12 protein-coding genes and 1 other annotated feature are annotated in these 14,811 nt (G+C 37.4%); of the genes, 3 read left to right on the forward strand and 9 right to left on the reverse strand.

The window, feature by feature from the left end; all coding sequences use genetic code 11:
- Window positions 1-146 precede the first annotated feature (146 nt).
- Window positions 147-2,318 carry an LTA synthase family protein gene (locus FFM62_RS01715; RefSeq protein ID WP_115470552.1) on the reverse strand — a complete coding sequence of 724 codons (2,172 nt, stop codon included), beginning with the start codon at window positions 2,316-2,318 and terminating at the stop codon, window positions 147-149.
- 162 nt (window positions 2,319-2,480) lie between these two features.
- On the opposite strand from FFM62_RS01715, the gene FFM62_RS01720 reads away from it, so the two are divergent.
- Window positions 2,481-2,933, forward strand: a complete 453-nt coding sequence (locus FFM62_RS01720) for a GNAT family N-acetyltransferase (protein ID WP_240005895.1) — start codon at window positions 2,481-2,483, stop codon at window positions 2,931-2,933.
- A 67-nt stretch (window positions 2,934-3,000) separates the two neighbouring features.
- Here the strand turns inward: FFM62_RS01720 and FFM62_RS01725 are convergent, their stop codons facing one another.
- From FFM62_RS01725 to FFM62_RS01735, 3 genes are all read right to left on the reverse strand, one after another.
- Window positions 3,001-3,969, reverse strand: coding sequence for an XRE family transcriptional regulator (locus tag FFM62_RS01725; RefSeq protein WP_115470554.1), 969 nt, complete (start codon window positions 3,967-3,969; stop codon window positions 3,001-3,003).
- A 124-nt stretch (window positions 3,970-4,093) separates the two neighbouring features.
- The gene (locus FFM62_RS01730) at window positions 4,094-5,326 is read right to left on the reverse strand and encodes a polysaccharide deacetylase family protein (protein ID WP_115470555.1); all 1,233 of its coding nucleotides are present in this window, start codon (window positions 5,324-5,326) and stop codon (window positions 4,094-4,096) included.
- Between the two features lie 347 nt (window positions 5,327-5,673).
- Window positions 5,674-8,049 carry an MMPL family transporter gene (locus FFM62_RS01735; RefSeq protein ID WP_115470556.1) on the reverse strand — a complete coding sequence of 792 codons (2,376 nt, stop codon included), beginning with the start codon at window positions 8,047-8,049 and terminating at the stop codon, window positions 5,674-5,676.
- Between the two features lie 122 nt (window positions 8,050-8,171).
- On the opposite strand from FFM62_RS01735, the gene FFM62_RS01740 reads away from it, so the two are divergent.
- Window positions 8,172-8,678 (forward strand): TetR/AcrR family transcriptional regulator, encoded by a 507-nt coding sequence (locus FFM62_RS01740; protein ID WP_165845868.1) that lies wholly within the window; start codon window positions 8,172-8,174, stop codon window positions 8,676-8,678.
- 64 nt (window positions 8,679-8,742) lie between these two features.
- On the opposite strand, the gene FFM62_RS01745 is transcribed toward FFM62_RS01740, so the two are convergent.
- Genes FFM62_RS01745 through FFM62_RS01760 form a run of 4 tightly spaced genes read right to left on the reverse strand, consistent with a single transcriptional unit; the run spans window position 8,743 to window position 12,221 of the window.
- Window positions 8,743-9,606: a MetQ/NlpA family ABC transporter substrate-binding protein gene (locus tag FFM62_RS01745; protein WP_115470558.1), complete on the reverse strand. Its 864-nt coding sequence runs from the start codon at window positions 9,604-9,606 to the stop codon at window positions 8,743-8,745.
- Window positions 9,607-9,650: 44 nt separating this feature from the next.
- A complete protein-coding gene (locus FFM62_RS01750) occupies window positions 9,651-10,325 on the reverse strand; it encodes a methionine ABC transporter permease (RefSeq protein WP_115470559.1) in 675 nt (224 codons plus the stop codon).
- The gene (locus tag FFM62_RS01755; protein ID WP_371851231.1) at window positions 10,315-11,391 is read right to left on the reverse strand and encodes a methionine ABC transporter ATP-binding protein; all 1,077 of its coding nucleotides are present in this window, start codon (window positions 11,389-11,391) and stop codon (window positions 10,315-10,317) included. Before FFM62_RS01755 ends, FFM62_RS01750 begins: the two co-directional genes overlap by 11 nt.
- A gap of 59 nt (window positions 11,392-11,450) precedes the next feature.
- The gene (locus FFM62_RS01760) at window positions 11,451-12,221 is read right to left on the reverse strand and encodes an acetoin reductase (protein WP_115470561.1); all 771 of its coding nucleotides are present in this window, start codon (window positions 12,219-12,221) and stop codon (window positions 11,451-11,453) included.
- 362 nt (window positions 12,222-12,583) lie between these two features.
- Window positions 12,584-12,806, reverse strand: a binding site (T-box leader).
- Window positions 12,807-12,936: 130 nt separating this feature from the next.
- Between FFM62_RS01760 and FFM62_RS01765 the strand changes: the two genes are divergently transcribed.
- Window positions 12,937-13,281, forward strand: a complete 345-nt coding sequence (locus FFM62_RS01765) for a hypothetical protein (protein ID WP_115470562.1) — start codon at window positions 12,937-12,939, stop codon at window positions 13,279-13,281.
- 51 nt (window positions 13,282-13,332) lie between these two features.
- Here the strand turns inward: FFM62_RS01765 and FFM62_RS01770 are convergent, their stop codons facing one another.
- Window positions 13,333-14,748, reverse strand: coding sequence for a C69 family dipeptidase (locus FFM62_RS01770; RefSeq protein ID WP_115470563.1), 1,416 nt, complete (start codon window positions 14,746-14,748; stop codon window positions 13,333-13,335).
- Window positions 14,749-14,811: the final 63 nt, after the last annotated feature.

The raw sequence follows: 14,811 nt of genomic DNA on the forward strand, positions 1-14,811 counted from the left end.
TGTAGGTACATCGTGACTGCTTCAATTTGTACTTCTTTTGAAAACATAGTAAAACCCCGTAAGTTTTGGAAATTACTCCAACTTACGGGGTTCAGTTCAGAGACATGTTTTTGTCCCAACCTTTTATAAATACGGTGCAATACCTATTATGGATTTGGTGTATCGTCACCACCATCAGTATCATCACCACCATCAGGGTTAACTTGTTGAATACGCGATGTATCCGACTTTGGTTTATCCTTTTCTGGTGCATCTGTTTCGTACAATGATTGTGATTTCTCATCACCACGTTCATGCCACAAAGATGTTGAACCAGTACCTAGCTGTTCATCAAGCTTTTTTAGTTTAGCCATACCATTTGAGTAGTTGTAATTAGATGCATCTGCCGCCTTGTAACCTTTTGGCGTGTAAAAGCGCAACAAGTCTTTCTGATTCAAATTATCTGAAACCTTTAATTGTTTACGAACAGCCTTTTTATACTTATCCAGCTCAGCTTGCACCTTCTTGGAAGGCGATTCAATTGCTTCACCGGTCTTATTATCATATAGGACATGGTTCGTATAAGTGTACTTTGGCGTGACAAAATCTTTATCACGGAAAGCAACGACCTGCTTGCGATTATTACTCAACAAGTCTTGTCCTAATTGTACATACTTCTTAGAATCAACACCTAGAAGATGTAACAACGTTGGCATAACATCAATCTCACCACCATACGTATGGTTAATACCACCACCATGCCAGCCAGGAATGTGGACCATAAATGGTACACGTTGTAACTGGGCATTATCAAAATCATTCCAGTCGTTAGCGTCTTTTCCTAATACTGAAGCTAACTGCTTGTTTTCGGAATTTGAAATACCATAATGATCACCATACAGTACAAAGATTGACTTATCATATAAGCCGGACTTCTTTAGATAATTAAAGAATTCTCCAATCGACTGATCCAAATAATGGTTTGTTTCAAAATAACCGTTCACAACATCAGAGTCTGTATCCGTTGTCGTAAAGTTTGGATCCTTATCTTCATTATCGAGGCTATAAGGGAAATGATTAGTTACCGTAATATATTTTGCATAGAACGGTTGCTGCATCTTTTCCAAATAAGGAATTGAATCATAGAACAATAATTTATCCTTCAATCCATATCCCATCGCTTTATCACCAGAGGTATCGTAATAACTGGCATCAAAGAAATTTTGATAACCCATATTTTTGTATACATTACTACGATTCCAGAAACTAGCATTGTTACCATGGAATACCCCTGATGAATAACCACCATTTTGTTTCAAAATATTGGGCATCGCCTGAAAGGTTTGATCATTCCCTTGGGTAGCGAATAGTGATCCTTGTGGCAAACCAAATGTTGAGGTCTCTAACATATTCTCAGCATCTGAAGTTTTACCTTGTCCAACCTGATGGAAGAAATTATCAAAGCCAATCGTTGAATCCGAATGGTAGATATTATTTAGATTTGGTGTAACTGCCTGGTTATTGATCTTTAAATCAAGTGAGAACTGCTGGAACGATTCCAGATGAATCACAAACACATTCTTACCCTTAGCCACACCAGCATACTTTGCATTGGCATCGGTATAATTTTTGTTAACATATGACAAAACATTATCAATATCAGACTTTTTCGCTGATTTGCGCATTTCCGTCACGCCATGGGTCTTAATACCATCTAACACCGTATATGTATCAATCCCCAGATATTTAACTAACATCTTACTGTCAAATTGACGCGTAATTAGTTGTGGTCGATCCGCCTCACCTAATACGAGGACCGTCATCGCTCCGAAAATAGAAAAAGTTGAAAATGCAAAGCCCATGAACTTTGTCGTTGCTTTCTTATCAAAACGCATCTTTTTTAGGAAGAATAAGATGATAAAGATAGGTATATCAATCCAGTACAGCAAGTCATGAATGTTTGTTAACGCAAAACCAGATGCGCTTAACCCCTGATTAACCTTGTTGTATCCTAGCATCGTAGCCACAGACATAAAATCTGTAAACTCACGATAATAAACAACATTTAAGTGCACCATCAGAACATTAATGATGTACATAACAATTGCTATTGGGTAAAATAACTTAGATTTCCGAAAATAAAAAGCTATCCCGATTAGTAATGCAGCAATCGGTATTGGATTGAGCAACAAGGTGATTACTTGAATAATGGATGCCCCCGAATAAAGGTGAAAATCCATTACATTTGCTAGTTGTGTTTTTGCCCAAACTAATACAATCAATAAGATAACAAAACCAAATCGTGTATTAATCCAAGAAAAACGACCCTTATGCGTCATAGTTGTCTGTTCTCTTCTTTCTAAATCTTGTGCCATTACTTTTAAAAAATAATAATCTTTTCCATTATAGCGTAATTTTGTTGAATACACCTTAGACTTTTACTATTTATAAATCAAAAGAGATGCGCTAAAATGATAAAAACTTTATTCAGCGAGGATTAGATGATGCCAGAAAAATATTTAGAAGTTAATCACGCACAAGGACTTGGTGTCATCAATGATGCCGCCCTAACGATTCGTAAGCAAGTATTCATTGCCGAGCAAGGCGTACCAGCGACAATTGAAATCGATGGCCTCGATAATCAGACGGAACATTATGTTGGCTTTTTAGCTGATAAACCGGTAACTACTGCACGTGTCGCTAAAGATGCAGCGACCCAAAATTGGCACATTCAACGAGTTGCGACATTACGTGATGCTCGTGGCAACGGTTATGCAGCGACACTACTCAAACAAATTATTACCGATGCCCGCAACGCGCATGCACAAACACTTGACTTAGGTGCCCAAGTCCCAGCAATTGGCTTTTACGAAAAACTTGGTTTCGTTGCTGAAGGACCTGTTTTCCAAGAAGCTAATATCGATCATCGTCATATGATTTTTACAGTAGAATAGTCCTGATAAAAAGCCCCTCGCAAAGGCATGCGGGGGGCTTTTTTATCATTATTACTGTCTTAAAGCATTATCGTGCATCAATGATGCTACGATAATCAACAACCGGTTTGATAAATTCACGATACGATTGTTGTGACAAATAGGTAAAGCTTGGCCATAAACGATCATCAACCATAAACTTCAAGGCATTGACTGTTGAATTCCAAAGCTCCTCAGCTTGTTCTTGCTGATCATCCAGTGTCAATCTAACTACCTCTGCTAATTTCTTAACGAATGTAAAGTAACTACCAAAGTCTGGCAACTCACATTCCTTAATAAATGTCAGCGTTCCTTCAACTGTCTCTTCATCGCCATTTTCCAACGCTAGCAATAACATATTGAAATTTAAAAGGCCGACATTCCAAACAGCTGCTGGCAAAAAGTTGTCCATCTCCACAAGACCATAGCCCTCTAAAGTGGCAATTTTTTGTACTTGATCAGACATTTTCTTAACCATTGTCTTAACGGTTTCGTATGGTTCATGACGAATAATATTGGCAAATAACAACATATCCGTTGAAGAATATGAATCACGATGATCCAACAATTTCACAATTGCTGGCCGTGCGATTTCAACCAAACGATACCGTTGTCCAGAATCAACCACTTGTGCATTGATTGCACGTACTACATATAATAATAACCGAGTATCTTGCGTTTCTTCAAATAACGCCAAGACCCGATAAACCATATCCTCATTTGGAGTTTGTGTGTATGAACTAGGATCTAATCCTAATTCTTTAACTGTTGAATCAACCAATTCAGGTTGTTCCAAATAAATATGTAGCAAAACTTCATCGTAAGATACACCAATTGTACTCAATAAGTTCACAAATGTTGTTGCGCTAACTCGACCATTGCCCTTTAAATAATCGTACAAGCGCGATCTAGAAATATCGACAGATTTCAAAATAATCGGAATAGAAATATTACGCTTCTTTATAAAATGTATTAACGCATTCCGGACCGCCTCAGCAGGCACGCGATTTTTTCCCATGGTAAATCTTTCCTCCACTACATATTACTCTTACTTATCATTATACCGCTAATTTGTATACCAATAGTAAATCTTAATTAATTTTCTACTAATTCAAAGAAACGACAGACAAATCATCATAAAATTAATTATCACGATGATAGAAATTTTTGGCATTAAAGAAATCATTTAAGACGGTATTTTGTCCCGTTACCGTTTCATGCAAACGAATACCATCAACATTTATCCGTGCATTACGATAATAGTTATCCGTTAATTGACCCCATGATGTTTGCGAGGCATCGACATTATCGAAAATACTAAAGCCTTTATTTTTGAGATAAGTATACTTTTCATTATCATCCGTATAATTGGTAAATGAACCAATATCTGCTCCGAATGGGAAAATCAATACTGGTGTCTTGCCAACAATTGGCTGCACTTCCTTTTGCCAAAGCGCTGTATCCTTTTTAATATCATCAATACCTGACTCGGTCATATTGATGTGGCCCCATGAATGTGAAGCAAACTGCCAACCATCTTTTTTCATGGCATTCGCCACCTTGGTCGCCTTCTGACCTTCACGATGTGTCTTCTTCGTATCACCGTATTGACTCTTTGATGAACGATAACCAAGTGTACCGTTATACCCCGTTTCAGCAATCACACCTTTTGAACCACCATAAGAGAAATCCGGATGCTTTTTGATAAAAGTATCAATAATTGGCACCATATCATAATCACCAATTTTCTTCTGACCCTTATTGGTATACTGATTTTTAACATCACCTTGCTTATTAAGCACTAATTTATCTGCAAATCCTGACTTTTTCATATACTCATAATAATTAACATCATCTTGTGAAATAATTAAAGGCTTTTTGCCTTCTGGTAGTTTAATTGGTTTGAACGTTACCTGACCTTGCTTATCAACCGAGATAATATCTTTAAAGTTAATTAGCACATAGCCATTATCATATAGTTGATTCAACATCGGCATAAACTCATCAATGGTCACCATGTAATCTTTGTATCCTTGTGCTTGCTCAGAAGCAAAGGCTTTTTTAGGATCAGCAATTAATGAATGGTAAAAAAGATGTGGAATCTTTGCTGGATCATCCCAAGCCACCAACTTTGCTTGTTGGTTATTGATGCGTTTTTTCAGTGCGTTAACTGATGATCCTTTATATTGGGATAATACTGTTTTAGCTTCTTTGTATTGGTACTGCTCACTTAAATCTGTGGCCTGCTTCACTGCTTTGGTTTTCTGACTATCAGTTTTTGCCGCCATGACATCATTACTAGCATCCCCATAGATGCCTAAACTGACACCCAAAATTAATCCAACGAGCAGGTTAACTTTTTTACTCTTTATCACAGTTATTCCCCCATAACTTATGCGAATATTAAATAATAAGTTAGCGCCATTTTATATCTTATAACCATAAAAATACAGCGTTTTGTATTAAAGAAGAGCGTGGAAAAAGTCGCTTTGAAGCTGGTGTGTAACGTAGTTTTCGTCATTTTTGGCCGTAGCAAAGCGAAGGACAGGAATGTCGTAAATTGCGTTACATTGAAGCTTCAGACTTTTGGAACGCGTTTATGAAGAGCATGACAAAAAATGCCTTGAAGCTGGTATAAAATGCATGCTAAATAAAAAATGGTTGGGACGTTTATTTTGTCCCAACCATCTAATTATTTTATTTTTAAACGCAAGACGTCTACTTATTCAGCATCATCTTTAAATTTATTATAGTAGTTTGCGCCTGGGAATACCCAATTAGCTCTACCAAAAATTTTGATAGTTGCTGGAATAATAATCAAACGTACCAAGAAGGCATCAAATAGCACACCACTGGCTAATGAAATACCAATTGACTTGATTGTTGGATCATCGACTAATGCGAAACTACCGAAGACAGCAATCATAATCAAAGCAGCGGTAATGATGACAGGACCACTTTCTTGTAATCCTGCTTTCACAGCCCGGTTTGTATCCCCAGTAGCAATAAATGTTTCTCTGATTCGAGAAACCATGAATACTTCGTAATCCATTGCTAATCCAAAGACAATTCCAATCATAATCACTGGTAAGAAGGCAATAATTGGCGAACCTTCACTAATATGGAAGGCACCGTCTTGCATAATCAACGTTGTCAATCCTAGTGAAGCAACTAATGACAAACCAAATCCAATAATTGCCATCAATGGAATAATAAATGACTTAAACATAAACATCAACAATACGAATGCTAGTAGCATAACAATACCCATAAACATAGGAATTGCATTATTCAACTTTTCAGTAATATCAATGTTAATCGCGTTAGTTCCCGTCAATGTAATCTTCGTATCATCACTCTTTTGCAGAGAATCAGAATAATCATTGATCTTCTTTGCTAAGTTTTCAGTCTTAGCTGATGCGGAATTTGTTTTAGGCATGACAACAATCATGGCATACTTCTTATCTTTACTAATTTTTGCTGGTATGTCTGATATGGCCGCCTTTTGCATATCTGCCTTTACCTTAGCTTGATAATCATTTGTATACTTTTGTGTGATACTTTGTTGTTCGGCTTGACTTGCTGTTGGGTTAGCCTTCATATAGTCCATAACCTTAGCCTGAACATATTTTTGACCTTCTGCCTTCAGCTTTTGTTGCATGGCCGGTGTCTTAAACTTGGCAACAGCTTCTTCATCAACTACCGGTGTCAACATCTTAACATTGTCCATGTTTTTGATGTGATTCGTAGTTTTCTTCAAAATTTGTTTATTTTGCGCATCAGTGTTCGTCGTATCCAACTTAACGACCCCGACCAAAGTTGCATTATAACCATCCCCAAATTTATCAGCAGTCATATCATAAGCTTGGCGCTGTGTATTTTCCTTTGGTAAGACACCATCAAATGGCATCCCCAGTCGCATATGACCTGCTGGAATCATAAAGGCAACTAGGACAACAACAGTCAAAAGGCTCACGATAATCGGATGATTGATAATTGATTTTGTAAACCAGCCGTCCTTTTTATGCTTGGCGGCTTTCACTGACTTTTCTGACGGTTTAACAAATTTATGCAGTAATGCAATCAAAGCTGGTAATAAAGTCATCGCAGATAGTACAGCGAATACAACACCAACCGCTGCTGCGATTCCCATTTGCGTTAAGAAATCAATACGTACTAATGACAATCCGACTAAAGCAATAATAACTGTGATACCAGCAAATAGCACTGAACTTCCAGCACTGGCTAAAGTCACACCCATCGCTTCATCCGGCGCAATCACTTTACCTGATTGATCTATTTCATGCTGGCGACTTTGACGCAATTCACCAATAAATCGATGAATAATAAATAGCGCATAATCAATACCAACAGCCAAACTAATCATAATTGATAGTGTTTGTGCCACACTAGCAATCGAGAAGAAGTTTGTACCGACCATAATCAGTACTAGACCACTTACCAGACCAACAAGTGCTGAGATAATTGGCAAACCAGCTGTTACAAAAGAACGGAACAAAACTAATAACAAGACAAAGGCAATCGCAATACCAATAACCTCAGAAGTACCACCAATATCAAAACTAGCAATTGTACTTCCTGAATAAGCAACCTTCAGATTCTGTGACTTAATTTTATCGTTACCAATTTTTTCAATATCGTTCACGATACTTTTTGAAACATTATTAGTTTCCTTTTTAAAAGTCACACTGATAATACCAGTTGTATTATCTTCACTAACCATCTGAGAATCATAAGGACTTGTAATGGTTTTGATATCATCCTTATAATCCGACTTTATTTTCGAGACCGCTGCGTTAATTCGTTTCTTGTCAGCCGTTGATTTAATACTGTCATCATCTTTATTCTGGACCACAATATTCATAGTTCCAGCATCAACAGATTGATTAAACTCTTTCTTTAAAACGTTTTGGATATCTGTTGATGGCACACCTGAAATCTTCAGGTTATCATTAAAGTTCGACCCCAATGTGACGACACTACCAACAAAAACAATTAATATGACAACCCAAGAAAGGAGGACTTTAAACTTATTGTTATAAGCCCATTGTCCAAACCTGGCTAAACCATTTTTCATACGCGCTCTCCTCCTACAATCCAACATTAATTAACAATTATTTAATTTAGTTGATTTGATAAATAGTGTCCATGTACAATATATGTGAAGTGCACATAAAATGAGCAATGGAGGAAAATTGTATGGGAGAACGTAGTCAAATAAGAATGCAAAAGCTGATTTTTGATTCTTTTAGAGAATTAATGGAGAACAATGATTTTTCCGATATCACCATAACAGATATTGCTGATAAAGCACTCGTTCATCGCAATACCGTTTATCACCACTTCACAGACAAATATGATTTGTTAGATAAATTTATTAACTATGAATTTAAAAATCGAGAGTTTAATTTTAGAAACTTTAAAGATCAACCCTTCAAGTTTTTTCATGACTTGTATTATTCATCCATTGAAAAAGTCATTAACCAACAAAAGGACGACCATACTTTTGAAACGATTGCCCAAAATAGTTTTTTAAAACTCATCATCAACACCCAAAATGATGAACATGTTTTCTGGCAGATTGGTAAAATAGCGGGAATTTTACTTTGGAATGATCTGAATGAAAATAAATATGATATGTTTCGTGATTATCAACTATTAGATGAAATTTATCGTACCGAAAAGTTTCCAAAAAATAACGAATGAATTTTAAAAGGGAGTTCGAACAAAATAAATGTTCCAACTCCCTTTTGATTAACATGCAATATGACTACTTCAAATAAGAAATCGGCTTTTGCACGTCAATCTTTGTTCCTTGATACTTATCTTTCACATACTTTTGAATTGCTGGATCATGATAAAGCTTAACTAATTTCTTATAGACCTTTTTATCTTTATCAGAGATATCATCAGCGGCGGCTAAAATATTAACATTTTGCCGAGTGCTTTGATTAATTTTTTCATGATAAAGCGAGTCCTTCAGCACATTCAGATTGCCTTCTAAGGCAACCGTATTTGAAATCAACGCCGCTCCTACACTGTTTAAGACACGTGGACCAGTCGTATCATCAATTTTCTTGAACTTTAGATGACGGGGGTTCGAAACAACATCCCCGACATTACCCAAAGAATCAAACCCAGGCTTTAACTCAATAAGCCCTGCATCCTGCAATAACATTAATCCTCGCGAGGTATTTGCTGGATTGTCTGCAATCGCAATCGTTGCACCAGTCGGAATATCTTTGATTGACTGATACTTATCTGAATATATTCCCATTGGTTCCAAATAAGTTGTGCCTAACATCGTTAACTTATTTTTCGGATTCTCATGATTATAAGAATCATAATATGAATAAGATTGAAAAGCATTAACGTTCACATTATGTTCTGATGTTGCATTGTTCATTTGTACACCATCATTAATTTGTTTCACACGAATTTTCAAGTTTAGTGCTTTGGCTTCTTTACTTTTCGCGATATGTTGCCAAATGTCGTAGTCACTACCCATGGATCCGACTGTGATTTGTTTTGGTGCGTGGGCAATTTTATAGGTGTTAAACGTGTGCAATCCGACTGAAACGACACCTAGAATCACGAGGCTACCAATTAATATCAACCAATTTTTTATTTTCACTGCCTGCCCCTCCTTACACGATGTTACATATTAATTGTTTGATATTATAAATGTTCCACTTTACGAGCAATCCAATCACCAATAATTTGGGTAATGAATACCAAAACTAAAATAACCAATAAGGCAGCAATCGTAACGTCATTTTCAAAACGCGCATAGCCAACACTAATGGCAATGTCACCAAGACCACCTGACCCAATAGCACCAGCCATCGTTGTCAGGCCAATCAAACTAATAATCGTAACAACTGAGACACGAATAATATCAGGTAAACACTCTCGTAAATAAATCCGGAAAATAATTTCAGTTGCACTTGAACCCATCGCTTGTGCCGCCTCAATAACTGATGGTTCAATACTTAGCAAGGCGTTTTGGACTTGGCGTGCGTAAAATGGAAAAATACCAACAATTAATGGGACTAGGGCAGCCGGCGTCCCAACTGTGGTCCCCACGATATACTTTGTGACCGGCGCCATAACTGCTAATAAGATAATAAATGGTACTGATCGTAATAGGTTAACCACTTTATCTAAAAAGCTGTAAAATGGTGGATCAGCATTAATGCCACCCGGTTGTGTGACAACCAAAAAAATACCTGTTCCCAACCCTAGTACACCAGCGATTAAGGCTGACCAAAATGTCATATACAGTGTTTCCCAAGTGGACTGTACAAATTGTGGCCAAATACTAGCCACATTTGGAAACCAATTAGCTAACATCTATTTCTCCTTTCGCTTGTGGTGCCTCAGAAAAATCATTCACTTTAACACCCGCCGTTTGCAAGTAGTGAAATGTTTGATCAAATTGGCCATCGATAGTAGATAAAACAACTAACATATAGCCCAGTGATAATTGCGCAATTTTTTGTACATTCGCAAAAATAATATTGGCTTTGACACCATATTGAATGGCTAATTCAGAAATCACCGACTCACTGGTCTCATCACTTGAGAACCGCAAATATAACAAACGTTCATTTGGCTGTAGTTTTTCTACTAATTGATCAGATACGATTTGTTGGCGCATTTCAGTCACATTAGCCGCAGACTCAACAAACTTTTTCGTCAATGGTTGCTGTGGATCAGTAAAGAGATCACCAACAAGACCCTGTTCAATAACTGCACCATCGGCCATTACCGCAACTTCCTGACAAATTGATTTGATGACCTGCATCTCATGTGTAATCAAAACAATGGTTAGACCCAATTCATCATTCAATTTTTTTAGTAATTCTAGAATCGATGCCGTTGTTTGTGGGTCCAAAGCACTGGTTGCCTCATCACTGATCAATATGTCAGGATCACTCGCCAACGCACGTGCAATCGCAACTCGTTGTTTTTGACCACCTGAAAGCTCTTCAGGATATGATTGTGCATATTCCGCTAAGCCCACTAATTTTAGTAATTCAAGGGCTTTGGCTTCACGATCCTTGCGTGATATTTTTTTGCCGAGCAGTGGATATTCAACATTGTTCAACACCGTTCGTGAACGTAATAAATTAAAGTGTTGAAAAATCATCCCCACTTTTTGGCGAACACCCCGTAGTTTTTTATCAGTTAATTGTTGTAAATCCTGACCAGACACACTGACTTTACCGCTACTTGGTCGTTGTAATAAATTAATTACCCGGACCAAAGTACTTTTACCAGCTCCTGAGTAGCCAATAATGCCATAAATGCTACCTTTTTTTACTTGTAACGAAACATTATTCACGGCGGTCACTGTTTCACCTTTGCGCTCAAACGTCACATTAATGTCTTGCAAATCAATCGCAACATCTGCCACACTCATCGCATGTTCCCCCTTTATTTTATTTAACGTCAACAATAAAAGTAATTGTGCGATTAACTAAGATGCATACCACCATCTACCAACAGTGATTGACCAGTAATATAAGCTGCACTTGGTGATGCAAACCAAGCAATAATTTCAGCAACATCTTCTGGGGTCGCTTCACGACCTAAACGAATTTCAGTCAAAGAATTAGCACGTTGTTGTGAAACTGGCAGTCCCTTAATTTGGGCAGTTCTATCATCAATCCCATCACGCAACGGTGTCCGTACAATGCCGGGGCAGTAAGCATTCACTGTAATCTGATCAGCAGCTAATTCCTTGGCAGCAGATTGTGTCAAACCACGAATACCAAATTTTGATGCTGAATAGGCACTTTGTAAGGCTGATGCTTCAATCCCAGCAAGTGATGCTGCATTAATAATGTGGCCTCCGTGACCTTGTTGCTTAAACTTTTCTGCAGCTGCTTGGATTCCCCAATAAGTCCCTTTCAAATTAACATCAAACAACCGCGAAATCTTTTCTGGGTCTGAATCAATAATCGAATCAATAAAGGCAACCCCTGCATTATTTATAAAGACACCTAATTCACCTAAATCGTTAACAGCCTCCTCAACTAAATTAAAGACGGCTTGTCGGTCAGCCACGTCCAAGACATATGCTTGTGCCTGAAATCCTTGATCACGCAAATTTTGTGCAACTTGTGTCACGGTCTCTTCATTAATATCGGCAACGGCAATATTAAAACCATCATTTGCTAAGCGGTATGCAGCAGCCTCCCCAATTCCTTGACCGGCACCTGTAATAATTGCTGTTTGTCCCATGTTTAAATCCCCTTTTCAATAACATATTTTTACTAAACTAAAAGCCCTCACTTCTGTTGGTAATAACAGAAGTGAGGGCATCACGTTACCATTCTGATTTGTTTGCCGATTACTCAGACAAACCTCATTGACCGCAAGATGACTATTTTTGTCTATCTTGTGGTTTGTCCGATAACGGAGACAACCCGAACAGTGCTCACTTGATTGCTCACACTGCTTAATCATCGGCCATTTTTCGTTTACAATCCAAATCACGACTCTCAACAGTTGTCGTTTTTCTGTAAATTTGTTTTGTAACTACTTTCCGAATCACATTATTTAACTTCATTATTAAAATAAAAAACACCCTTAGGAAATAACTTCCTAAGGGCGTTTTACACGCGGTACCACCTTAATTCCTGGTAAAAAACCAGCTTATCATGTTGCCATAATTAACTTGATATTGGTAGTCAACCATCGACAGCTTACCAACGCTCACTGCTCTTTCGCTCAAAGACCATCTTCAGTCCGCTTAGTTACTTGTTCACACCAACCACAAGTTCTCTGAATACGCCACGATCTTACTCATCTCATCATTGCTTTTTAACCTTATTTTAATCTGATATGAATTTTAAACTCATTAATATGTCATGTCAAGGTTTAATATATTTGAAGCAGACACTTTCGTTATGTTAATTTGAGATTATACATCGATATGACAATGAGGGTTAGTTTTATGAGTAAACAACGTCGACAAGATTTAATATTATTTGTTGCATTATTAATTTTCTTATTTCTATATGTTTTAACTAATTCATTCTGGTGGCCATTTATTACTATATTTGCCAGCGCTTTTATTTTTAATAGTATTTTAGATAGAGCGTATCCCTTGAAAAAAGGTTCTAAAATGATTTGGTGGAAAGAACTAGTCTATACCATGACCTTGTTTATCATTTGTCTATTCATTATAAAATGGCAAATGGATGAACCCCTTATTTCTCAATCATCTCTTATTCAACTCATTGGATTTACATTTGGTTGTAGTCTTGGTATATTAACTCGTCATATTAATCAAGATTAAAAAGCCAGCACAAAATTTGTGCTGACTTTTTATTATGTTTCCAATTAATTTTTAGTCGTCCACTGAAAAACGTAATTGCATTTTTTTCGTCCCCAATTTAGTCATTTTACCCAATAATGTATTGGCAGCCAGCATATAATTATCTGCCATTTTTTGGTTAACTGATTCTAAATCAACAGTTTGGCCTGCTTGAATGGCTTGATCTGTCTGTTGTTGTAAATTGACATTATCGGCGACAATTTGTTGTTCAAATCTTGCTTGCATATCTTGGTAAGTAGCAAAATCCTTGTCTGCAATGACCGCAATAACTCGAGTTAACCAATAACTCGTTGATACATCAAAGGTTGGCGTGGTTTTTTCAAAACTTGCTGGTGTCGTTGTGACACTGACATAAAATGGCACAAAAGCATTAAAGGTATTTGGTCCGTAACCTAACCAGTGCACGCCAGCAATATCAGTCGGCATATTGGGTCGAATCTGTAAAATATGTGACTCTTGATTACGATTGATACCAATTGGGCGGTACTTTAATGATGCTTGCTCATGTTCATATGGATCAAACGCAGTCCCTTGATAATGTGAGCTCAAGGCAAATTTGACATCATCCACTGATAATTTCTTTTTTGGATAAACAATAAATGGCAAATCTTGATCTTCAGGCTGTTCATTCGTAGCATCCTTAGCAAATAAGCGATGCACATACCAAGCGCGTGGATTGTTATAAACACGGTCCTTATCACTTGCACTACCAAAGATATGCCGAAGATTAGGTGTCGTCGTGTCAATATCTGGATTTAAATGATGATCTGTAATAAATTGTTCCAAATCAGCTGATGACATGGTATCTTCTGAATTAAAATCAAAATAATCAATATTAAAACGATTTGGTGCGACCACAAAGGCATCATCAGGAATCCGAATTGCTGCCCAATGGTGACCACCAATTGATTCAAAATACCACACTTCTTCTTGGTCAGAAAAAGCAATCCCGTTAGATTCATAAGTGCCGTACGTCTTTAATAACTGGCCCAAACGAGTTACACCTTCACGGGCAGATTTAATATAAGGCAATACAAGTGTTGTTATATCAGCTTCGCCAATGCCAACATCAACTAAGGGATCAGCAGCTAATACACGGGTATTCGTTGTGCTAGTTTCAGTTGCGGTCATTGCCACGTTTTGGCTATTGATACCCGCTCCTGCCCAGACACCAAATGAATCGTCAGCATCTGGCTTTGCCGTATAACGGAAACTATTTTCAGGTAATGGTATTTTCACATGATTAGCTCCAGATTCATAAACTGTGCCGGCAGTATTTGCTGGATAGACCACAAATTTTTGTGGATTTGGCTCATCACCACCATCCTCATTACGAGCAATCATGGTTGATCCGTCAATGGTTGCACGCTTACCGACCAAAATAGTTGTACATGTTTTTTGATGTGCTTGATAACCCAGTTGATTCATTATTTTCCCCCAAACAATTTAAATAGTTTTGCAAAAAGGCTGGGACATTAATAACTGCCCCAG

This window comes from Weissella thailandensis (genome assembly GCF_005405465.1).
Classification (GTDB): domain Bacteria; phylum Bacillota; class Bacilli; order Lactobacillales; family Lactobacillaceae; genus Weissella; species Weissella thailandensis.